General features: G+C 64.0%; 1 protein-coding gene. It reads left to right on the top strand.

Annotated features, from left to right (window positions below; genetic code table 11):
* The first annotated feature begins 8 nt into the window (after positions 1–8).
* Positions 9–25,262, top strand: a complete 25,254-nt coding sequence (locus tag PCJ49_RS14440; protein ID WP_269911519.1) for a filamentous hemagglutinin N-terminal domain-containing protein — start codon at positions 9–11, stop codon at positions 25,260–25,262.

Below are 25,262 nucleotides of genomic sequence, written 5' to 3'. Positions count from 1 at the left end.
GAAACATCATGAAGAACCATCGCTTTTCCCGTCCGCTCTCCGCAACCGACCTGCCGGGCTTCCAGCGCCAGCGGCATAATCTGCGCGAAAATCTGCTGGCATCGGCTGCCTCCCTGCTGGCGGCCGCCCGCAAGGCACCGCGCGGCAACCGGCGCCAGCGCCGTGCCGGTCTGGTGGCGACCATGGGCGGCTTCGCCTATGCGCTGTCTTCCATTTTCGCGCAGGCCGCCTGGGCAAACCCCACCGGCGGCACCGTGGTGGCCGGTCAGGCCAGCATCGTCGCGGCCACACCGCAGACCCTGAACATCATCCAGGGCAGCGACAAGGCCATCATCAATTGGCAGGGTTTCTCCATCGCCGCGGGCGAGACGGTGAATTTCCTGCAGCCCAATGCCCAGTCGGTGACACTGAACCGGGTGGTCGGTTCCGATCCCTCGGCCATTTTCGGTTCCATCACCGCCAATGGCACGGTGATGCTGGTCAACCCCAACGGGGTGTTCTTCGGCAAGGGGTCGCGTGTTGATGTCGGCGGGCTGGTGGCTACTACGGCCAATATCAGCGATGCTGATTTCCTGGCCGGCAAATATGCTTTCAATCAGGCTTCCACCAACCTGAATGCCGGCATCGTCAATGAAGGGCTGATCTCCATCAAGGATAGCGGCCTTGCCGCCCTGGTGGCCCCGTCTGTGCAGAATTCCGGCGTCATCCAGGCCCGGCTGGGCAAGGTGGCCCTGGGGGGCGCACAGCGCTTTACGCTGGATTTCCAGGGTGACGGGCTGTTGAGCTTCAATGCTGGCTCCACCGTCACCGATCTGGCGCCGGGGGCCGATGGGGCCGCCAAGGCACTGGTGGTCAATTCCGGCCAGATCGCCGCCGAGGGCGGCACCGTGGTGCTGTCGGCGCGGGCGGTGAAGGGCGTTATTGACAATGTCATCAATACCGATGGCGTGATCAGCGCCACCAGCATCAGTGGCAGCAGCGGCAAGATCGTGCTGTCCGGCGGTACCGGCAAGGTGCAGGTCGCTGGCACGGTTGATGCCAGCGGCGCTAAGGCGGGCCAGACCGGTGGCACGGTGATCGTGGATGCCGCCGATATTCAGGTGGCCACCGGTACGCATATTGATGCGTCGGGCGACCAGGGCGGCGGCACCATCGCCATCGGCAGCAATGGCGACCGCAAGGGCGCCTGGGCGGCCGGTCGCGTCGGCATCGCCGAAGGGGCAACCATGGCGGCCGACGCGCTGAGCCATGGCAATGGCGGCACGGTCACCGTTCTGTCGGAACAGCGCACCGATTTTGCCGGCAGCATCAGCGCCAAGGGCGGCGCCAAGGGCGGTAATGGCGGCTTCGCCGAAGTATCCAGCCATGACACCATCACCCTGACCGGCCGTGTCGACCTGTCGGCCCCGCAGGGCGATACCGGCACCTTCCTGCTGGACCCGGCGACCTTAAAGATTGTCTCCAGCGGGTCGGGCACGCTGGATGGCAAGATCAGCAGCGGTACGTTGTCCAGCTCCACCGCCGATAATGGCGCCAACACCGTCAGCGCCAGCACGCTGCAGGCCATCAACGCTACCACCAACATCGTGCTGGAAGCGACCGGCCTGATTACGGTCGACACCAGCCTGAACCTGAAGACGGGGAGCAGCAACAGCTTCACCCTGCGTTCCACCAAGGCTGGCGGCGGCATCACCTTCACCAGTGCGACGCATGAGATTGCCACCGCCGGCGGCGCCATCACCCTGGACGCCTCGCTGACCGGGTCCAGCCTGACCAATATCGGCAAGCTGACCAGCAATGGCGGCAATATCACCCTGCTGTCTGGCAATGGTGTCAGCCTGGCCGGCAATATCAATGCCGGTGCGGGTACCATCAAAATTGATAGCATTACCGGCAATATCAGCAACGTTTCCGGTGCCACCCCGACATTGAGCGGCGCCAGCATCGCCCTGTCGGCGCTGGGGGGCCAGATCGGCGCCAGCGGTGCAGCCATCGCCACCAGTGTGTCCGGGCTGACCCTGAAGAGCGGCGGCGACATCTTTGTTGCCAATGACAAAGCTTTGAGCAGCCTGTCGCTGACCACCGCCCATGTGTCCGCCACGGCGACCAACAGCTACAGCATCGCTGCCACCGGGCTGACCTTCACGGCGACGGATGGGGCCAGCGACCTGACGCTGACCAATATTTCCAGCACCGGTAATCTGACGCTGGACATTGCCGCTGATCGCGGCCTGGCGGTCGGCATCATCAATGCGGGCACCGGCGATATCAGCCTGACGGCCAATGCCGGCAACATCACCAGCACCGGCGCCAGCCCCCGTATCACCGGCAACAGCCTGACCATGGTGGCCAAGGGCAGCACGGGCAGCAACGGCACCATCGGGGCCACCGGTACCGCCCTGCTGACCACGGTCAGCAGCCTGTCGGCAGAGGCCGGCACACTGGTTCTGGTTGATAATACGGGGGCCCTGGCCCTCAACCGCCTGCAGGCGGCCAGCGGCAGCGCCACCATTACCGCCAGCGGTACGCTGACCGTGGGGGATGTGGCTTTTACCAGCGGCGGCAGCCTGACCCTGACCAGCGCCGGCGGGGCCATTCTGGATGATGGCGTTGCCAGCACCAAAATCCGCGTCGGCACGCTAACCTTGTCGGCGGCCAGCAATATCGGCACGTCCACTGACCCGCTGCTGGCCAGCACAGCCAGCACCGTCACAGCGACCGCATCCAAGGGCGGCGCCTTCATCTCCACGGAAACGTCGACCAGTTTCACCGTTGCGGCGAATGGGGGCGACATCTCCCTGAAGACGACCGATAGTGCAGCCCTGGCCGATGTGACGATTGCCAGTGGCACCGGTAATATCGACGTCTCTGCCGGGACCGGCATCGCGTACACCAAGGTCAATGCCGGCTCCGGCAATGTCACCCTGACGACAACGACCGGCACGATTGCCAAGGCAGGCGGCAACAACCAGCAGATCACTGGCGATAATGTGACCGCCACGGCCACCGGCGCTGGCGGCACGGTGGAACTGCTGACGACAGCCAACAAGATCAGCGCCAGCACAGTCGGCGCCCTGACGGTTACCCAGAACGGTGCTGTCACCCTGAAGGACATGAGCAGCAGCACAGGGTCCATCACCATCAATGTCCAAGGTGGAACCACCACCCTGGATGGGTCGGTTAAGGCTGCCAGCAGCGGTGCTGCAACCCTGGACCTTTCCGGCGCCCTGGTGACCAAGGCGGGCAACCTGCTGTCCGCCGCTGTTATCACGCTGAAGGTTGGCGGCGCCATTGGTGACAGCACCACGGCACTGAAAACGGCTGGCCAGACGATGAGTGTCACCAATACAGGTGACATCTATATCAACAATACCGGTTCGCTGCTGGCCTCCCTGACCATCAACAACAAGCATAATGGCACCACGCCGAATGCCTTGTCTCTGACCTCCAGCGGTCAGATCTTTACCGTGTCCGATAATGGTACCACGGTGACCATCAGCGAGCTTTCCAGCACCTTCATCACCAGTTTCAGCTTCACCAGCGACAAGAATCTGGTGCTGGGCCGGTTGGATATTGAAAACGCCACCAAGGCCACAATCACCACCACGGCCGGCGCCATTCTGGATGATGGCCGCAGCGACAGTTTCCTGAATGCCAAGTCGATTGCCTTGACCGCAACGGAGGGGGTCGGCGCATCCGGCCAAGCCCTTGGTATCAAGACAACAGAGCTGGCTGTCGTTACGGCGGGCGATCTGGTCATTGCCAACGAAGCGCACTTCAACAGCCTGACCATTACCAGCACGCATAAGGACAGCAGCGCCAATTACACCTACGCCATCACGGGTCAGCACCTGGATTTCCGGGTGACGGACAGTGCCAGCGGCTATCTGTTTGAACGCCTGATCGATACCGGCTATGCCCAGGATGTCGGCGGGCTGAACATGTTCGCCTTCACCGGTGACCGCGACATCACCCTGGGCGCCGTCAATACCGGCGCCTTCGACTATAGTTATATGCCCGTCGGCACTCAAATCAGCACCACGACCGGTAATGTCGTCGGCTTCAAGACAACGAATGGCGCTATTCTGGATGATGGCAATGACAGCACCGGCGTGCTGGCAAGCTATCTGCGTCTGGACGCCACGCGCAATGTCGGTGCGGTTACGGCCAATGCGGATATTGATGTCACCGCCAAGGGTCTCTCCGTTCTTGCCGGTACTGCGAGTGATCTGACCGCCGGGACCGGGGGCATTTATGTCACGGTTCAACGCCCAATCGGTGTCGATAATGTCGGTCTGTTGAGCATCGGCAATGGCGACCGGATTGGTACTGGTTTCGGCACAGTTTCCGGCGATGTGGTGCTGAAGCTGCTGTCCGGCAATATGCTGGCCTCCAGCAGCACTATCGGTACCCAGGCGGGCGCGGTGACGCTGGAAGCGGTCTCCGGATCAATTCTGGGCACCAACCAGATTGCTGCCACCGGCAAGGTCACCTTGAAGGCCAGTGACAGTATCGGCTCTGTCACGAACAACAGTTTCCTTGCCGTCCGTGCCGGTGAACTGGATGCCATCGCCACCACGGGCGAGGTGGCTGTTCAGTTTGCCGCCAGCAGCGGTAACAGCTCGGTCAAGTTCAACGAGGTGACGGCCGGCGGCGATATCGCGCTGTACGTCACCAATTCCAATGCTGTTCTGGGCAAGGTCATCGCCAATGGCGGCAATGGCACCATCAGCATCAGCAATACCTCCAGCGGCAGTGCGATCAATGATGACGGCGATACGAATACCGTCATCAAAGGATCAAAGATCACCATCAGCGGCCAGGGTGCAGTCGGTAATAATAACCAATTGATGCTGGACACCGCCAAGCTGGATGTTACCGCCAGCGGCACGACCAGCATTGCCGGCGCCCAGGCCTTCACCGATCTGAAAATCACCCGCCCCAGCAACAGCACGTCGCTTACCATCACTGGCACCGGTCAGACGGTGAAGCTCAGCGACAGTTCCTCCAGCAGCACCATCTCCACTCTGACCAGCGCGACGGACCTGAACTTTACCCTGGTCGCCGGCGGCGACCGCAGTGCGGTGGTGGGGGCGGCTGATGTTGGCAAGGGCACCTTCACCGTCAAAGCGGATCGCAACATCACCTACAGTGGCAGCGGCGCCATTACGGCGAGCACGGTCAGTCTGACGGCGGGCACGCTTTATTCCATCGGCACCAGCGGCAACAAAATTCAGGTCAATACCAACAAGATCAATGTGACCGCTGGGCGTAACATTTATGTGAACAGCACAACATCGCTGACGCATGTTGATGTAACCAGTACCAACAGCACGACCGGCGCCGACACGTCCAGCCTTTTCGGCATCACCGGCGCTTCCGGTCCGGTATATAGTTTGACTGACAGTGGTACAACTGTTTCGGTTGACGTTACCGGATCGGCGACCGATTTCAGCTTCACCGGCAAGAAGAACATTTACGTCAGTGAAATCGTTGCAACGGGTGCGGTGACGCTGAAGACGGAAGGCGGTGGCGCCAATTCCAACATGACGATGAGCGCTGGTGGCGCCATCCTTGGCGGTTCCGTGACCCTGTTTGCCACGGGTACCGGCACCGGCAATGGCTCAATCGGGACTGACAGCCAGGCTGTTAAAACCAACACCGCGACGCTGAACATTACCAGCAACGGCAATGTTTACATTAATAACAGCTCCACGAATCTGACGACGCTGGGTCTGGTGCTGACCCATAAGACACAGGCAACCACCGATAAAAACAGCTATAGTTTCAGCAACCTGGGTACAGGGCGGGCCGTTACCCTCACCGACAATGGATCCTCTGCCAGCATTGCCAAGACCGGTTCCGGCGTGATGGATTTCAGTCTCTTCATGGACCGTGCCCTGGTCACGGGGGGAATTACGGCCGGAACCAACTCTACCGGCAAGATCAACCTGACCTCCACCGGTGGTGCAACTGGCAATACCGGCACCATTATCCAGGGCAACGGTACCTTGACGGCAGGCGAGATCATTCTGTCGACCAAGGCGAATTCCGGGGCGGCGGTTGGTAACAGCGGAACGGCGATCAGCACCAGCACCAAGAAGCTGACAATCGCTACGGGCGGCGATTTCAATGTCAGCAATGATACCAGCCTGACCGATCTGACGCTGGATCTCACCTTCACGAAAAACATCACCAGCTACACCCACTCGCTGAGTTCCACCGGCCTGACCTTTACGGTTGATGAGGTGGTTTCGAATAAGTCTATCACCGCCCTTGAGTTGAGTAGCATCAGCCAGAGCGGCCTGAACCTGACCGTCAGTTCCACCAAGGCCTTGCGGGTGACCAATGTCAATGTCGGCTCCGCGACGGTGAAACTGACAGCCGGCACCTCCTCTGGAAGCAATTTCAGCGGGTCGGGTGTTGATGCCACCAAGAGCAGCAGCGTTATCACGGCTGGTCGTTTGGAGATTGCGAGTGCTGGCGTTGGCAATTCGTTGGACGGCCAGGACACATTCTTCGGCACCGTCGGTACGCTGAAAATCGATGCCAGCGGCAATGTCAACTATCAGAATACCGGCAATCTTGCCCTGGACGGTATCAAACTCAGCAACCCCAACTCGTCAAACGGTGGGACAGGTTTAACGCTGCTGGTCAATAATGGTACTCTCACGCAGGCCAGCGGGTCGATGGCGGCCATCGTTGCCGATACGCTTGTTCTTTCCGTCGCTGGTGGTTCCATCGGTACCAGCAGCGACGCTTTGCAGATTGACGCCAAGACCCTGGATTTGACCAGTGGCGGTAGTGTCTATTTCAACAATGCCGCTGATCTTTCAAAATTCGATTGGGTGCTGAAGCATAGCTCCACTAATAGTTATGGCATCACCGGCAAGAACCTGACTGTCGACATGCCGTCCAGTAAGGCTGCCGGCAGCACCACCATCACAAAATTCATTGACACCACCGGCCTTGATCTGACGATCAAGACCGATAACAATCTGGTCCTGGGTGATATCAACGTCCAGAAAGGGCGTTTGCTCAACCTGACCACCACCGGTACCACCAAGAACATCACCACCACCGGCAGCAGCGCCAGGGTGACCGCGGGCCAGATCACCCTGACGGCCACGGGTGGTATTCTGCAAAATGGCAGCGACAGTCTGCAGACCGATGCCAATGCATTGATCATCGACAGCCGGGACAGCGTCTATATCGACAACCACGCCGACCTGCAGACGCTGTCCATCAAAAACAGCAGAACTTCAAGCGATGGCGCGGCCAGCTATAGCCTGACCTCCACAAATGCCACCATCGCCATCACTGGCAGCTCCAGCTATGCCGTTGCACTGACAGATACGACGGGCCTGAACTTTACCTTTGATACCCAGATCAGCCAGGTGCTTGGCATCATTGATGTGACCAAGACGGGCAATTTGACCCTGAAATCCGCCGCCTCCATCTTTGGTGGCGCCAATAGCTCGCTTTCCCATATCAAGGCGGGCGTCCTGTCGATGGACGCCATCAATCTGGGGACAAGCGGAAACCGGTTTTATATCGATACGCCGACGGTGACCCTGAAGACACAGGGCGATATTTACGTCACCTCCGGAACTCATATCGATAGCCTCGCGCTGACCAATGCCAGCGATAAAAGCACGGCGAACCGGACCTTTGATATTGTCAGCGCCGCTCTGGATGGCACAGCCAGTGCTGTGCAGATCCAGGCGACGCACACCAACGCTGCCGGCACGCAATTCAGCCAGATCCGTGACCTGTCCGGCATGGATTTCAGCTTCAAAAGTGACCGCGCCATCATCGTGGATGAGGTGGAGATCGGCGGGGCAAGCCAGTTTGCGCTTAAAACGTCCGCCAATATCCAGGAGCTTGACGGCTCATCCTTCATTAAGGCTGGACGCGTCACCCTGACTTCCAGTTCCGGTATGGTTGGCCAGGCCAGCGGCACTGGCGGCGGATTGCTGGACATCACGACGACCCAGCTTAAGGTGGCGGCCAACAGTGGCGCCTATGTTGACCTGAAGCAATCGGCCAAGATTTCTGGCTTCGAGGTTGGTAACACCAGTGAAATCAAGTTCAGCAGCGGTGACCTTCAGATCGGTGCAGCCACCGATCCTGATGGTGGCTTGAGCCTGAACGGTGCTGCCCTGACAATCAATGTCACCAACGGTTCCATCCTGGGGGGTGGCCAGATCTCCGGCTCGGGTACCCTCAGCCTGACGGCGTCGGGTTCCATTGGCAGTGCCGGCAGGGCACTCTCGACCAGTGCCAACAACAGCGGCACCACCCTGACCGCTAATGCAAAGGGCGGCGGCATTTATATTCAAGAAACCAATGGGTTGACTATTTCCAGCCTGAGCGCCAAAGGGGACGTGGTGCTGAGTGGCAGTAACGGTCAGACGGTAACGGATGTCATCCTGGCCGGCGCACTGACCGCCACCGGCAATAAGGTCACCATCAGCGCCAGCAAGGGCTCCATCAAGTCCACCACCGCCAGCATGATTGATGCCGCGGAGGTCGTCTTGTCAGCCACGGCTGGGTCGATTGGTGAAAGCACCAGCAGCGATACCCGGGTGAAGACAAAAGCCACCAAGCTGACCCTGAACACGGCCGGCAATATTTATGTCGGCAGTGATCAGGATCTGACCGACCTGATTATCGACCGCGGCGCCGCCAGTTCGAGCACGGCATCGAATGGCAGCCTGTCCATCACGGCGACAAACCTGACCTTTACCGCTTCGGATACGTCCGGCAGCGTGTTGACCAATGTGACCGACAAGACGGGGCTCAATTTCTCTTATTCCACCTATGGCAACAGCCTGTCGGTGGGGACCATTTCTGTCGGTGATGGGGCCGTGACGCTGGCCGTCAAACCCATGCTTGGCCAGTCGACGCCCGATAGCATCACCATGGCGAAAGGCGGTGAGGGCATCACGGCCAAAAACCTGACCCTGAGCAACAGCAACAGTAAATCCGGCAGCAGCATTGGCGCCAGCGATGCCGCCCTGCTGACCAATGTTGATACGCTGACGTTGTCCACCACCACCAATGCCTATATCGCCAACAGCAAGGCGCTGACGACCGGCAGCCTGAGCACCGGCAGCGCGCTGTCCGTGGTGACCACCAAGGGCGATCTGACCCTGAATGGGTTTGTCACCTGGGGCAACAACACGTTGACGCTGGAAGCCGCCGGCGCGCTGAACAGCAACCGGATCGCGCTGTCCGCCAACGGCACCAGCGCCGCGATCAATCTGAAGGCTGGTACGGGGATCGGCAGTGCCAGTAGCCCGCTGAGCATCGCACCAGCGGTCAGCGGTTCCAACGGGTCCACGGTGGCGGCTACCGTAACCGGTGATGGCTCCGCCCATCTTGCCCTCACCAGAGCCCTGGTGGGCGGTTTGACGGTTGGGGTGAAGAATGGCTCCATCAATGTGACCAGCAGTGCGGCACTGACGCTGACCAATCTGTCGATCACCGATGATACGGCCGGCAATGCCATCAACGTCACTGCCAATGGCAACATCACCATCGGCAGCAGCGGTACGGCCGGCACGGTCAGTGCCGGCATGGCCAATGGCGGGGTGGTGCTGACCAACCGCAGCGGCGCGATCATCCAGGGCAACAGCAACAGCGGCATCAGCGGTGGTACCGTGCTGCTGAATACCAGCAGCAATATCGGCTCCAGCGTTGCCGCCCTCGGCGTAAACAGCCGCGGCCTTCAGGCCAGTTCCACCACCAGCGGTGCCGGGGTCTATCTCAAGACCTCTGGCACGGAACTGGCCATCACCAGCCTGTCCAGCAATAACGGCATCATCAATATTGCCGGCGGGTCCGGTGTTTCCCTTGATCTGGGGCTGGTGACCTCGGGCGGTGGCGCCATTACTGTTTCGTCCAGCGGCACCAGCCTGATCCGTGTGGGGATGGTGGATGCCGGCAGTGGCGACGTCACCCTGAATGCCGGGACTGGTAACATTGTCGATGACGGGATTGCCACGACCAGTATCACCGGCACCAGCCTGTCGCTGACCGCCGGCACCGGGATCGGCACCTCCAGCAGCGGCATGAATACCAAGGTTGCCACCATCACTGGCGGTACCAGCGGTGCGGGGTCCGTCTATATCACTGACAGCAACAGCAGCGGCATTGCCCTGGGCACCAGCAGCACGGCGCTGACCGCCGCCAATGGCGCGCTCAGCGTTTCGGCGGCCGGTCCTGTAGCGGTGGTGAATGTCACCCAGGGAACCGATGGGCTGGACAAGGATGTCACCATCAGCACCAGCAGCGGTGCTGTCACCGTCACCAAGCTTTATGCCGGCACCACCAGTTCCTCCGGCAGCCCCAGCAACAGCAAGGCCAGCATCACCGCCGCAACCAATATCCTGATCAGCGGCACCGATACGCATATCATTGCCGGCAAGCTGTCGCTGACCGCCACCAATGGCGATATCGGTGCTGTGACCGACCTTGCCACCGGTGCCGGCTCGCCCGTGCTGGTCAAGGTTTCCAGCATTGCAGGCCTGTCGGCTGCCAAGGCGGGGGCCGTCGTCTCCATCTCCAACAGTGGCACCGGCAGTTCCACCCTGTCCAACGGTGCCCTGACCCTGGGCACCGGCGCATCGGCCTTCATCAAGACCGCGGGTGACCTGTCCATTGACAGCCTGTCGCTTTCCAGCGGCAGCCTGCTGCTGGAAAGCGGCGGGACGCTCACCCTGCCCTCTTCCGGCAATTTCAGCACCACCGGCACCATCACGCTGAAAGGCACCACCGACATTGTTACCGGCGGCGGCGGGCGCGCGCTCTCCATCACCGCGGCGGAACTGGTTCTGGTCAGCGGTTCGGCCGGGGGCAATACCAGCCTGACCACCAATGCCGGCAAGCTGAATATCAGCCTGACCGGTACCGACAAGAACCTGACCGTCAGCAATACGGGCACCGTCAGTGCCCTGACGCTGGGGGCCAAGGGCGATATCAGCTTCACCAATAATCTGGCCTTCACCGCTGACAGCGTGGTGGCCACCGGCAAGAACCGCACCATCACCCTGACGGCGACGACCGGTGATCTGACGCTGGATACCATCAATGCCGACAGCACCGGCACGCTGACCCTGAATGCCGCTTCGGGCAAGATCCTGTCGGCCAGCGGTGGCTCCACCCTCACGGGGCTGGCGCTGAACATGACCACGTCCAGCGGGGTCGGTACCGCAGACAAGGCCTTTGCCACCACCTTCACCAAGGTATCGGCGACCGTCACCGGAACCGGCGGCATCTATCTGTCGGGCAGCAAGTTCGAACTGGGCGACCTGAAGACCAAGAATGGTGATATTGAGGTCACCACCACCGGCACGATCACCGATGAAAACATGGTCGATGGCTTTGTCGCCGGTAACAGCGGCAATGTGAAATTGTCGGCAGGTGGCGATGTCACGCTGACCAAGGCCTATACGACCAGCGGCAGTGACAGCAGCCGTTCCGGCTTCTCCGTGCAAGGCGCCACCATCACGTTGGGCGGCTCCATCACCACCACCGGGGCGCAGAGCTATAAGGGCAATGTCACCACCGACGGCAGCTTCACGGCCAAATCGCTGACCGTCAGCGGCGACCTGAACCTGGGCAATGCCACGGTGCTGGCCCGCAGCATCAATACGACATCCGGCAATGGCGATGTGTCCATCACCGGCAAGCTGGATGCCGGCACCGGGCTGAAGGAGGTGACGATCACCGCCGGCACGGGCGCGGTGGCCCTTGGCGGGGCCGCCAGCGGGCTGGGCAGCCTGTCGGTCACGGCGGCCAGCATCAATCTGGCGGGTGTCGCCACCACGGCGGGCCAATCCTACACCGGCGCGGTCACCACCAGCGGCACCTACTCGGTTGGCACCAACAATAATCTGACGATCACCGGGGCCACTACCCTGGCCGGCGATACCATCTTCTCGCTGGGTACCGGCACCGCCACCCTGTCCGGTACGGTAAATGGTGCCCATGCGCTGACCTTCAACAGCACCGGTTCTGTCGTGGTCACCGGCACGATGGGCGGTACCACCGCCCTGACCAGCCTGACGACCGACAAGGGGGGCACTGCCTCCTTCAAGTCGGTCACCACCACGGGGGCGCAGACCTATGGCGATGCCGTCACCCTGAATGGCAACTATGCCAGCAGCAATGCGGCGATAACCGTAACCGGTGATGCCACGCTGGCCGGGACCACCAGCATCAATGCCGGCAGCGGCAATGTCGGCTTTGGCGGCACGGTGAACGGCGGCTATGCGCTGACCGTCAACAGCAGCGGGACCACCAGCTTTACCGGTGTGGTGGGCGGCACCACCGCCCTGACCAGCCTGACCACCGATAAGGGCGGCAGCCTGACGCTGGCGGCCGTCACCACCACGGGCGCGCAGACCTATGGCGATGCGACCGTCACGCTCAATGGCGACCTGACCAGCAGCACGGGCAACGGGGCCATTGGCTTTAACGGTGACGTGACGCTGGGTAGTGATGTCACCATGGCTGCCGGCAGCGGCGCCATCAGCGTGACCGGCGCCATCAATGGCGCCCATGCCCTGGCTCTGAACAGCACGGGTGCCACCACCCTGTCCGGCATTGTCGGCGGCACCACGGCCCTGGCCAGCCTGACCACGGATAAGGGCGGCACTGCCAGCCTGAAGTCGGTCACCACCAGCGGCCTGCAGACCTATGCCGGCAGCAGCGTGACGCTGGATGGCACCTATACTGCCGGGGCTGCCTTCAGCCTGTCGGCCCCGGTGATCCTTGGCGGCGATACGGTGATCGATGCCGGCGCCAATGGCATCAGCATCAGCGGCACGGTCAATGGCGCCCAGGCGTTGACGCTGAACAGCAGCGGCGCCACGGCCATCACCGGTGCCATTGGCGGCACCACCGCCTTGAAGAGCGTGACCACCAACAAGGGCGGCACGCTGACGCTTTCCGCTGACGTCACCACCAGCGGCGCCCAGTCCTATGGTGAGGATGTGACGCTGGGTGGCGGCACCCTGACGACCAACGGGGGCAGCTTCAGCATCGCCGGGGCCACCACATTGACCGGTGATACCACCATCGCTGCCGGGGCCGGCGATATCACCCTGTCCGGCACGGTGAACGGGGCGCAGACGCTGACGCTGAACAGCAGCGGCGCCACGCAGATCGCCGGCACGATCGGCGGCACCACCGCGCTGAAAAGCCTGACCACCGATGCCGGCGGCACCAGCACGCTAGGGACTGTCACCACCAGCGGGGCGCAGACCTATAACGATACGGTCACGCTGAACGGTGCCGCCTACAGCACCGGCAATGGTTCCTTCACCATCGCCGGTGCGGCCACGCTGGGGGCGGATAGCACCATCAATGCCGGCACCGGGAACATCACCGTGTCCGGCACCGTGGACGGGGCCAAGGCGCTGGTGCTGAACAGCAGCGGGGTCACCAAGCTGACCGGTGCCGTCGGCGGCACCACGGCCCTGACCAGCCTGACCACCGACGCCGATGGCAGCAGCATTCTGGCGAATGTCACCACCAGCGGAACCCAGACCTATAATGACACGGTGACCCTGGCCGGTACCTATACGACCACGAACAGCGCGTTCACCACCAAGGGGGCGGTGACGCTGGCCGCCGACACTGTCGTGTCGGTCGGCACCAGCACCATTGATTTCGCCACGATTGATGGCACCTTTGCCCTGACGGTAAACAGCAGCGGCACCACCCGTTTCAATGGCGTCATCGGCGGTACCAAGGCCCTGGCCAGCCTGACCAGCGATTTCGGCGGCAAGACGGAGATCAGCAAGGCTGTCACCACCACCGGCAACCAGACCTATAATGACGATATCACCCTGACTGGCGGCAGCCTGACGGCGGCGGGCGGCAATATCACCATTATAGGGGCGCTGAAACTGCTCACCGACAGCACCATCAGCAGCGGTGCCGGCGATATCACCCTGTCCAGCACCGTCGATGGGGCCCAGGCCCTGGTGCTGAACAGCAGCGGCACCACCAAGGTTGATGGGGTGGTCGGTGGGGCAACAGCCCTGACCAGCTTCACCACCGATGCCAATGGGGCCGTCAACCTGAAATCCGTCACCACCACCGGCGCGCAAAGCATCGGCGGCAGCAGCGGCTCCCTGGTTGGCAGCTACAAGGCGGGCGGTGCCTTCACCCTCTCCGCACCGGTGACCCTGGCCGGCGCCACCACCGTCGATGCTGCCAGCATCGCCATCAGCGAGACCATCAACGGGGCACAGACCCTGGCCCTGAACAGCAACGGTGCCACAACGGTCAGTGCCGATCTGGGCGGCACGACGGCGCTGACCAGCCTGGTCACCGATGCCGGCGGCACCAGCAGCTTCCGGTCCGTCAATACCAGCGGCGTGCAGACCTTCAACGATGCTGTCACCCTGAATGGTGCCTACAACACCGGCAGCGGCAATTTCAGCGCTGAAAAGACGGTGACGCTGACCGGCGACACCAGTGTCACGACCGGAACCGGTGCGGCCGACTTCAAGGACACGGTGAATGGGGCCTACAGCCTGACCGTCAACAGCAGCGGGGCCACCCGCTTTGCGGCGGATGTCGGCGGCACAACCGCCCTGAAGGGGCTGACAACCGACGCCGGTGGCACCGTCACCCTGTTCAATGTGACCACCAATGGCACCCAGACCTATAATGATGCGGCCACGATCGGCGGTACCTATGCTTCCGGCAATGGTGCGGTGACCTTCAATGGCCCCGTCACGCTGCGGAGCAATACCATTGTCAGCAGCGGCACCGGTGCCATCCGCTTTGCCGGCACCATCAACGGGGCGCAGTCGCTGACCCTGAACAGCAGCGGTGTCACCAGCATTACCGGCATCATCGGCGGCAGCCAGGCCCTGACCAGCCTGACCAGCGATGCCGGTGGCAGCATCAGCGTGCTGTCCGTCAGCACCACGGGCAGCCAGACCTATGGCGACGCGGCCACCATCAATGGTGCGCTGACCACCAGCAACAGCGCCATCAGCTTTGGCGATGCGGTGACGCTGACGGGCGACAGTACCGCCACCAGCGGCACCGCCGATATCAGCGTTGCCGGCACCATCAACGGGGCCTATGCCCTGGCGCTGAACAGCACCGGGACCACCAAGCTGTCGGGCGATGTCGGCAACAACCAGGCGCTGACCCGCTTCACCACCGATGCCGGTGGCAGCAGCAGCGTCCGCTCGATCAGCACCAAGGGTGATCAGACCTTCAATGATGCCGTGACGCTGAACGGTGTCTACAGCACCGGCAATGGTGCCTTCACCGCAGCGACCACCGCAACATTGGGTGGCAACAGCACCATCAATGCCGGGACCGGGGCGATCAATTTCCAGGGCAGCGTGAATGGCGGCTTTGCCCTGGTCGCCAACAGCCAGGGTGCCACCAGCTTTGCCACCGCCGTTGGCGGCACCGCGGCGCTGGCCAGCCTGGTCACCGATGCCGGCGGCACCAGCACTCTGCGCGACGTCACCACCACCGGCATTATTAATATCCAGGACAATGCCACCATCGGCGGCAATTACATCAGCACCGGCAATGGTGCGGCCAGCTTTGCCGGTGCGGTCACGCTGGTGGCGGATACGCTGGTCTCCACCGGGACGGGTGCCATCAGCTTCACCGGGGCGGTGGACGGCGCCAGGGCACTGGTGCTGAACAGCGGCGGTGCGACCAGCCTGTCCGGGCCGGTCGGCAGCAACAGCGCCCTGACCAGCCTGACCACCGATGCGCCGGGCAGCAGCACGCTGGCCAATGTCACCACCAGCGGCACGCAGACCTATAATGATGCCGTCACCTTGAACGGCACCTATCGCACCAGCAACGCCGCCTTCAACGCCAATGCCGCGGCCACACTGGCCGGCAATATCCTGGTCAGCACCGGCAGCGGGGCGATCCGCTTTGCCGGTACGGTCGATGGCGCGCAGGATCTGCGGCTGGAAAGCAGCGGGGCGACCAGCCTTGCCGGCATCGTCGGCGGCACCAGCGCGCTGAAGAGCCTGACCACCGATGCCGGTGGCACCACCACGGCCCTGTCTGTCAGCACCAGCGGCAACCAGTCCTATGGTGATGATGCCACCCTGAACGGCACCTACAGCACTGGTGGCGGCGCGTTCACCACCAAGGGCACGCTGACCCTGGCGGGCGATACCAGCGTTACCAGCGGCAGCGGGAATATCGGGTTTGAGGCAGCCGTCAACGGGGCGCGGACCCTGGCGCTGAACAGCAGCGGCACCATCACGGCCAAGGCTGCCATCGGTGCCGGCACGGCCCTGACCAGCCTGTCCACCGATGGCGGCGGGAGCATCAATTTCCTGTCCGTCACCACCAGCGGGGCGCAATCCCTGGCCGGCAGCGCTGGCAGCCTGAATGGCAACTACAATGCCAGCATTTTCACCCTGTCCGCCCCGGTCACGTTGACCGGTGCCACGACCATCAATGCTGGCAGCATCAGCATCAATGCGGCGATCAATGGCGCCCAGGCGCTGGCGTTGAACAGCAGCGGTGCCGTCACGGTCAGCGCTGCCCTGGGCGGCAGCACCGCCCTGGCCAGCCTGACCACCGATGCCGGTGGCAGCAGCAGCTTTGTTGACGTCAGCACCAGCGGGGCGCAGACCTATAACGATGCCACCACCCTGTCGGGCAGCTTCACGGCCGGCGGTGGCTTCACCAGCAATGGGGCCGCGACACTGGCAGCGGCCACCCTTATCAGTAGCAATGGCGGGGCCATCACCTTTAATGGCAGCCTGGATGGTACCCAGGCGCTGACCATCAATGCCGGGGCCGGCAATGTCAGCTTCAATGGTGCCGTGGGTGCCCGCCAGGCCCTTGGCGTGCTGGTGATCAACAGCGGCGGGCTGACCAAGCTTTCCGCCATCGGGGTGAATGCCTTCTCCATCCAGACCGACAGCGCCGGGACGCTGGATCTGGGCGGGCCGACCATGACCACGGTCGGCACGCAAAATTACGGGGAGGTGCTGGTCCTCAGCGGGGATACCTCTCTCACCGGCAGCACCATCACCCTGGTCCAGGGGGCCCAGGGGGGCCATGCCCTGGCCATCAAGGGCGATCTGGTGATGCAGTCCACCGTCGGCAACAGCTCTGCCCTGGCCAGCCTGACCGTCAGCGGCACCACGGTGCTGAGCGGTTCCGTCACCACCAAGGGCGATCAGAAATATCAGGGCGGCGGCACCATCGGTGCTTCCACCATAATGACCGCCGGCGGCGGGGTTGAGTTCGGCGGGACGCTGAATGGCCCCGGCACCTTGCGGGTGAACAGCAGCGGCGTCACCCGCTTCGGCGGGGCGGTGCAGATTGGCGGTCTGGAAACGGATGCCGGCGGCACCGTGGATATTGCCAGCCGCGTCACCACCACCGGCAGCCAATCCTATGGGGAATTGCTGCGGCTGGATGGCACCAGCATCACCCTGACCGGCACCAGCGTCACACTGGGCGCAGGCGCCGATGGTAAGGGCAGCCTGATCATCAACGGCAATGCCGTGATCAACGGCAATGTCGGCGCCAGCAATGCGCTGATCGATCTGGCCATCAGCGGCACCACCAATCTGCTGGGCGGCACGGTGAAGACCAGCGGCAGCCAGAGTTTCGGCGGGCTGCTGACCCTTTCCGGTGACACGGGTCTGACCGGCAGCACGGTCAGCCTGCGCAACGGGGCCACAGGCAACCAGGCCCTGACCATCACCGGCGATGCCGTGCTGGAAGGTGGGGCCGGTGCGACCCTGGCCAGCCTGACGGTGACCGGCGGCACCACGCTGAATGGCGGTGCCGTCACCACCACCGGCGGCCAGTCCTATGGCCGGGCCGTCACCTTGAACGGCAATCAGGTGCTGACCACCACGGGCGGGCGGATCAATTTTGCCGGCACCATCGATGGCACTTCCGATCTCACCATCAATGCCGGTGCTTCGGATGTGGTCTTTATCGGTGCCGTGGGCGGCACCAGCCGCCTGGGTACCCTGACCATCAACAGCAGCGGGCTGACCAGCTTCGCCGCCGCCGGCATGAACATGGCGGCCGTCATCACCGATGCGGCCGGCACGCTGAACCTTAATGGCGGCACCATCACCACCAGCGGGGTCCAGACCTATGGCGAAGCCATCAGCTTGGCCGTGGCTACGAACCTGACGGGCAGCACGGTGACCCTGGGCCAGGGCGCCACCGGCGCCCATGCCTTGACCGTCACCGGCAATGCCCAGTTGGGTGGAACCAGCAGCCTGTCCGGGCTCTCCGTCAGCGGCAGCACGCTGCTGTCCGGCAAGTCTGTCACCACCAGCGGCACGCAGACCTATGTCGGTGCTGTCACCCTGGCCAGCGATACGCAACTCACCGGGACGCTTGTTTCCCTGGGCAGCACCGTGGATGGGGCCTTTGCCCTGTCCATCCGCGGCGATGCCAGCGTCACCGGCGCGGTTGGCGCCGGTAAGGCCCTCACCGGGCTGGATGTCAGCGGGGCAACGGCGCTGAATGGTGGCAGCATCACCACCAGCGGGGCCCAGCGCTTCGGCGGGGCGGTGACGCTGGGGGCCAACAGCCTGCTGAGCGCAGGTTCCGTTGACCTCCAGGGTGCCTTGTCCGGTCCGTTCGGCCTGACGGTGAACAGCGCCGGCTTGACCCGCCTCGGCGGTACCATCAGCGTCGCGTCGCTGACCACCGATGCGGCGGGCAGCCTGTCGCTGGCCAGCAGCAGCATCACCACTACAGGTGCGCAGAACTATGGTGAACGCCTGACCCTGGCGGCCGATACTACCCTGACCGGCAGCACCGTCACCCTGAACCAGGGCGCCGACGGTGCCTTCGGCTTGACCATTGCCGGCGATGCCGCCTTTGGCGGTGCGATGGGGGCCAACAGTGCCCTTAGCTTCGTCGATGTCAGCGGCAACACGGCGCTGAATGGCGGTAGTGTCATCACTAGCGGGGCGCAGACCTATGGTCGGACGGTGACACTGAATGGCGGCACGCTGGTGTCGGCCGGCTCGGTGAATTTCAAGGATGCCGTGACCGGCTCGGCCGGGTTGACGGTGAACAGCGCCGGCGTCACCCGCTTCGGCGGGACGGTCACGCTGGGTTCCTTGACCACCGATGCGGCGGGCAGCCTGTCGCTGGCCAGCAGCAGCATCACCACCACCGGCGCGCAGAACTATGGTGAACGCCTGACCCTGGCGGCCGATACCACCCTGACCGGCAGCACCGTCACCCTGAACCAGGGCGCCGACGGTGCCTTCGGCCTGACCATCAAGGGTGATGCCGTCATCGCCGGGGCGGTGGGCAAGGCGGCCGCCTTGACTGGCCTGGAGGTCAGTGGGGCGGCCACCATCAGTGGCGGCACGATTAACACCAGCGGGGCGCAGACCTATGGCGGGGCCATCACCCTGGCCAGCAATACGGAACTGACCGGCGGCAGCATCAGTCTTGCCCAGGGGGCCGATGGCGCCTTCAGCCTGGGCCTGAACGGCAATGCCTTGATCGGTGGCACCGTGGGGGACAAGGCCGCGCTCACGTCCCTCACTGTCACCGGCACCACCAGCCTGAATGGCGGTCGTATCACCACCAGCGGGGCACAGACCTATGGCGGGGGCGTTGCCCTGGCGGGTGCCACCCTGCTGTCCGGTGGATCGGTCGACCTTCAGGGGGCGGTGACCGGCTCGGCCGGGTTGACGGTGAACAGCGCCGGCGTCACCCGCTTCGGCGGGACGGTCACGCTGGGTTCCTTGACCACCGATGCGGCGGGCAGCCTGTCGCTGGCCAGCAGCAGCATCACCACCACCGGCGCGCAGAACTATGGTGAACGCCTGACCCTGGCGGCCGATACCACCCTGACCGGCAGCACCGTCACCCTGAACCAGGGCGCCGACGGTGCCCGCACCCTGACCATCAAGGGTGATGCCGTCATCGCCGGGGCGGTGGGCAAGGCGGCGGCCCTGACTGGCCTGGAGGTCAGTGGGGCGGCCACCATCAGTGGCGGCACGATTAACACCAGCGGGGCGCAGACCTATGGCGGGGCCATCACCCTGGCCAGCAATACGGAACTGACCGGCGGCAGCATCAGTCTTGCCCAGGGGGCCGATGGCGCCTTCAGCCTGGGCCTGAACGGCAATGCCTTGATCGGTGGCACCGTGGGGGACAAGGCCGCGCTCACGTCCCTCACTGTCACCGGCACCACCAGCCTGAATGGCGGTCGTATCACCACCAGCGGGGCACAGACCTATGGCGGGGGCGTTGCCCTGGCGGGTGCCACCCTGCTGTCCGGTGGATCGGTCGACCTTCAGGGGGCGGTGACCGGCCCGGCCGGGTTGACGGTGAACAGCGCCGGCGTCACCCGCTTCGGCGGGACGGTCACGCTGGGTTCCTTGACCACCGATGCGGCGGGCAGCCTGTCGCTGGCCAGCAGCAGCATCACCACCACAGGCGCGCAGAGCTATGGTGAACGCCTGACCCTGGTGGCCGATACTACCCTGACCGGCAGCACCGTCACCCTGAACCAGGGCGCCGATGGTGCCTTCGGCTTGACCATTGCCGGCGATGCCGCCTTTGGCGGTGCGATGGGGGCCAACAGTGCCCTTAGCTTCGTCGATGTCAGCGGCAACACGGCGCTGAATGGCGGTAGTGTCATCACTAGCGGGGCGCAGACCTATGGTCGGACGGTGACACTGAATGGCGGCACGCTGGTGTCGGCCGGCTCGGTGAATTTCAAGGATGCCGTGACCGGCTCGGCCGGGTTGACGGTGAACAGCGCCGGTGTCACCCGCTTCGGCGGGGCGGTCACGCTGGGTTCCTTGACCACCGATGCGGCGGGCAGCCTGTCGCTGGTCAGCAGCAGCATCACCACCACCGGCGCGCAGAACTATGGTGAGCGCCTGACCCTGGCGGCCGATACCACCCTGACCGGCAGCACCGTCACCCTGAACCAGGGCGCCGACGGTGCCTTCGGCCTGACCATCAAGGGTGATGCCGTCATCGCCGGGGCGGTGGGCAAGGCGGCCGCCTTGACCAGCATCATCGTCAGTGGAGCCACCCGTCTGGCAGGCGACACCGTCATCACCTCCGGCGCGCAGAACTATGGTGGTGCCGTCACCCTGGGAACGGATAATCTGCTGGCAGCCGGCGGCGATGTCCGCTTCAACGGCACGGTGAACGGCACCGCCGCGCTGACGGTCAATGCCGGCGGGCAAACCCGCTTCCAAAATGCTGTCACGCTGGCCAGCCTGACCACCGATGCGGCAGGCAGCCTGTTCATTGGCGGTTCCGCCATCACCACCAGCGGTGCGCAGAGCTATGGCGAGCGGGCTGTGCTGGCGGGGGATACCGTTCTGACCGGCAGCACCGTCACCCTGAACCAGGGCGCCGACGGTGTTGCCGTCGCAACAGCCTCCAATGGGGCCTTGGCGGCACCGGGGGAAAGCGCCCTGACCATCATGGGCGATCTGGTCAGTGGCGGGGCCCTGGGCGGTGTCACGGCGCTGAAATCCCTGTCCGTTTCCGGTACCAGCCAGCTGGGCGGTGCAGTCATCAGCAATGGCAGCCAGCGCTTCGACGGCAAGGTGACCCTGACGGGGGCTACGAACCTGACGGGCAGCACGGTGACCCTGGGCCAGGGCGCCACCGGCGCCCATGCCTTGACCGTCACCGGCAATGCCCAGTTGGGTGGAACCAGCAGCCTGTCTGGGCTCTCCGTCAGCGGCAGCACGCTACTGTCCGGCAAGTCTGTCACCACCAGCGGCACGCAGACCTATGTCGGTGCTGTCACCCTGGCCAGCGATACGCAACTCACCGGGACGCTTGTTTCCCTGGGCAGCACCGTGGATGGGGCCTTTGCCCTGTCCATCCGCGGCGATGCCAGCGTCACCGGCGCGATTGGCGCCGGTAAGGCCCTCACCGGGCTGGATGTCAGCGGGGCAACGGCGCTGAATGGTGGCAGCATCACCACCAGCGGGGCCCAGCGCTTCGGCGGGGCGGTGACGCTGGGGGCCAACAGCCTGCTGAGCGCAGGTTCCGTTGACCTCCAGGGTGCCTTGTCCGGTCCGTTCGGGCTGACGGTGAACAGTGCCGGCTTGACCCGCCTTGGCGGTACCATCAGCGTCGCGTCGCTGACCACCGATGCGGCGGGCAGCCTGTCGCTGGCCAGCAGCAGCATCACCACTACAGGTGCGCAGAACTATGGTGAACGCCTGACCCTGGTGGCCGATACTACCCTGACCGGCAGCACCGTCACCCTGAACCAGGGCGCCGACGGTGCCTTCGGCTTGACCATTGCCGGCGATGCCGCCTTTGGCGGTGCGATGGGGGCCAACAGTGCCCTTAGCTTCGTCGATGTCAGCGGCAACACGGCGCTGAATGGCGGTAGTGTCATCACTAGCGGGGCGCAGACCTATGGTCGGACGGTGACACTGAATGGCGGCACGCTGGTGTCGGCCGGCTCGGTGAATTTCAAGGATGCCGTGACCGGCTCGGCCGGGTTGACGGTGAACAGCGCCGGCGTCACCCGCTTCGGCGGGACGGTCACGCTGGGTTCCTTGACCACCGATGCGGCGGGCAGCCTGTCGCTGGCCAGCAGCAGCATCACCACCACCGGTGCGCAGAACTATGGTGAACGCCTGACCCTGGCGGCCGATACCACCCTGACCGGCAGCACCGTCACCCTGAACCAGGGCGCCGACGGTGCCCGCACCCTGACCATCAAGGGTGATGCCGTCATCGCCGGGGCGGTGGGCAAGGCGGCAGCCCTGACTGGCCTGGAGGTCAGTGGGGCGGCCACCATCAGGGGCGGCACGATTAACACCAGCGGGGCGCAGACCTATGGCGGGGCCATCACCCTGGCCAGCAATACGGAACTGACCGGCGGCAGCATCAGTCTTGCCCAGGGGGCCGATGGCGCCTTCAGCCTGGGCCTGAACGGCAATGCCTTGATCGGTGGCACCGTGGGGGACAAGGCCGCGCTCACGTCCCTCACTGTCACCGGCACCACCAGCCTGAATGGCGGTCGTATCACCACCAGCGGGGCACAGACCTATGGCGGGGGCGTTGCCCTGGCGGGTGCCACCCTGCTGTCCGGTGGATCGGTCGACCTTCAGGGGGCGGTGACCGGCTCGGCCGGGTTGACGGTGAACAGCGCCGGTGTCACCCGCTTCGGCGGGGCGGTCACGCTGGGTTCCTTGACCACCGATGCGGCGGGCAGCCTGTCGCTGGTCAGCAGCAGCATCACCACCACCGGCGCGCAGAACTATGGTGAGCGCCTGACCCTGGCGGCCGATACCACCCTGACCGGCAGCACCGTCACCCTGAACCAGGGCGCCGACGGTGCCTTCGGCCTGACCATCAAGGGTGATGCCGTCATCGCCGGGGCGGTGGGTGCAGGTACGGCGCTCTCCGGTCTTTCCGTCAGCGGCGGCACCGCCCTGAACGCCAATGTGACCAGCAGCGGAGCACAGACCTATGGCGGGCTTGTGACCCTGGGCAGTGATATCGCCCTCTCGGGCGGGACCATCAGCTTCAACAATAGTGTTGAAGGGGCACACCGACTGTCCGTAACCGGTCCGGTCAGCTTCGCCGGCACGGTGGGTGCCGGGACGGCGCTGACCGGGCTGGAGGTCAGTGGCGCGGCAACCATCAATGGTGGGGCCATCACCACCAGCGGATCGCAGCGCTTCAATGGGGCCGTCACGCTGGGGCGGGCCACCCGCTTTGCCACCGGCACTGGCGACGCGCTGTTTGCCGGACCGCTGACAGGCGCTTTTGCCGTGACGGTGGACAGCGCCGGCCTGACCCGCTTCGGCAGTGCCACCAATCTGACCAGCTTGGTCACGGATGCAGCCGGAACACTGTCTCTGGATGGCGGCACGGTTACCACCAGCGGGGTGCAGACCTATGGTGAACGCGCCGTGCTGGGAGCGGATACCGTGCTGAGCGGCACTATCGTTACTCTGAATCAGGGCGCTGACGGGCGGGCCTCTGGTGCTCAGTCCCTGACCATTACAGGCGATGGCATCATCCGGGGCGGAGTTGGTTCCGGCACCCTGTTGAAGTCGGTGGCGGTCAGCGGCCGCAGCACGCTCAGCGGCGCTGTCAACAGCACGGGCGCCCAAATCTATAACGGTCCGGCAACCCTGGTCGGGGCCACCAGCCTCAGCAGCAATGCCGGTTCGCTGACCTTTGGCGGCACGGTGGACAGCAATGGCGGCGCCAGCCTGACACTGACCACTGCCAATGGGGGGAATATTGCTTTCAACGGTGCCGTGAGCGTTGGCAGCCTGCGTGCTACAGGCGGCAATATCACCTTCAACGGCCTGACCACCGCCACCACCGGCGCGATCAGCCTGACGAGCAACAGCAGCACGGGCGTCATCAGCTTTGCCACTGCTGCCGCTGTGCAGGCCGCCACCGGCTTCACCCAGGCGGGTGGGGTACGCGTATTGCTGCCGTCCAGCGTGGTGGTCACGGTGGGCGACATCAGCTTCGCTGCACCGGCGGAGCTGCCGGCCGGGGCGGCATCGATCAGCACCAGCGGTACGATCACCATGCCGGGTCTGACCGGTGCCAGCACCAACCTGACGTTGTCGTCGGGCACCGGTGCGCTGGTGATCGGTGTCAGTGGCGGTGCGCCTGCCCAGACCATCCAGGTACTGACGCTGGCCGTGCCAACGGCCGGATCGGCCAGCATGTTCGGCAGCATCGGTGCCAGCAGCGGCGCCCAGGCGGCAACGGTGATCAACAGCCCGCTACGTTCTGCGCCCTATTTCATCAATGGTACGCCATGGGGTCAGGTGGACGCGGTGACGCAGGTTGTTTCCGTCATCGTGCCGAAGACCCCGGTTCCCAGCACGCCCACGGTCACGGCGCTGTTCTCCGGGACCGTCACCAGCGCCGGTGTCACCCCTAACGCGCTGGCAGCTTACCAGGCCCCGCAGGTTCTCACCTCTGTCAATACGCTGGGTGCCGGCAGTACCCCGCAGGTGCTGGAAACCACCAGCGGTAACGCACCGGTGGTCAGCAATGGCGGGTCCATCGGAAGTGGCGTACAGGGGGCCGCCAGCCCATCCGTTCTGACAAATGCACCGGCTCCAACGGCTCCGGCGACGGGTGCCGTATCCGGCCAGGCGTCGGGCGGGGCTTCAACCGGCGCCGGGCCGGCCCAGGGGGAGACAACAGGCCAGAATGGTGGTTCGACCCCTTCCAGTTCCGTGACGGACGAGGAAAAAGGCAAGAAGAACTAA

This window comes from Niveispirillum sp. BGYR6 (genome assembly GCF_027568365.1).
Lineage (GTDB): Bacteria > Pseudomonadota > Alphaproteobacteria > Azospirillales > Azospirillaceae > Niveispirillum.
Note: the sequence above shows the minus strand (reverse complement) of the source record. Positions and strands in the feature narration are given on the sequence as shown.

Excerpts from the sequence above, each read along its gene's own strand:
- PCJ49_RS14440 (WP_269911519.1), top strand. The coding sequence starts at position 9 with ATGAAGAACCATCGCTTTTCCCGTCCGCTCTCCGCAACCGACCTGCCG.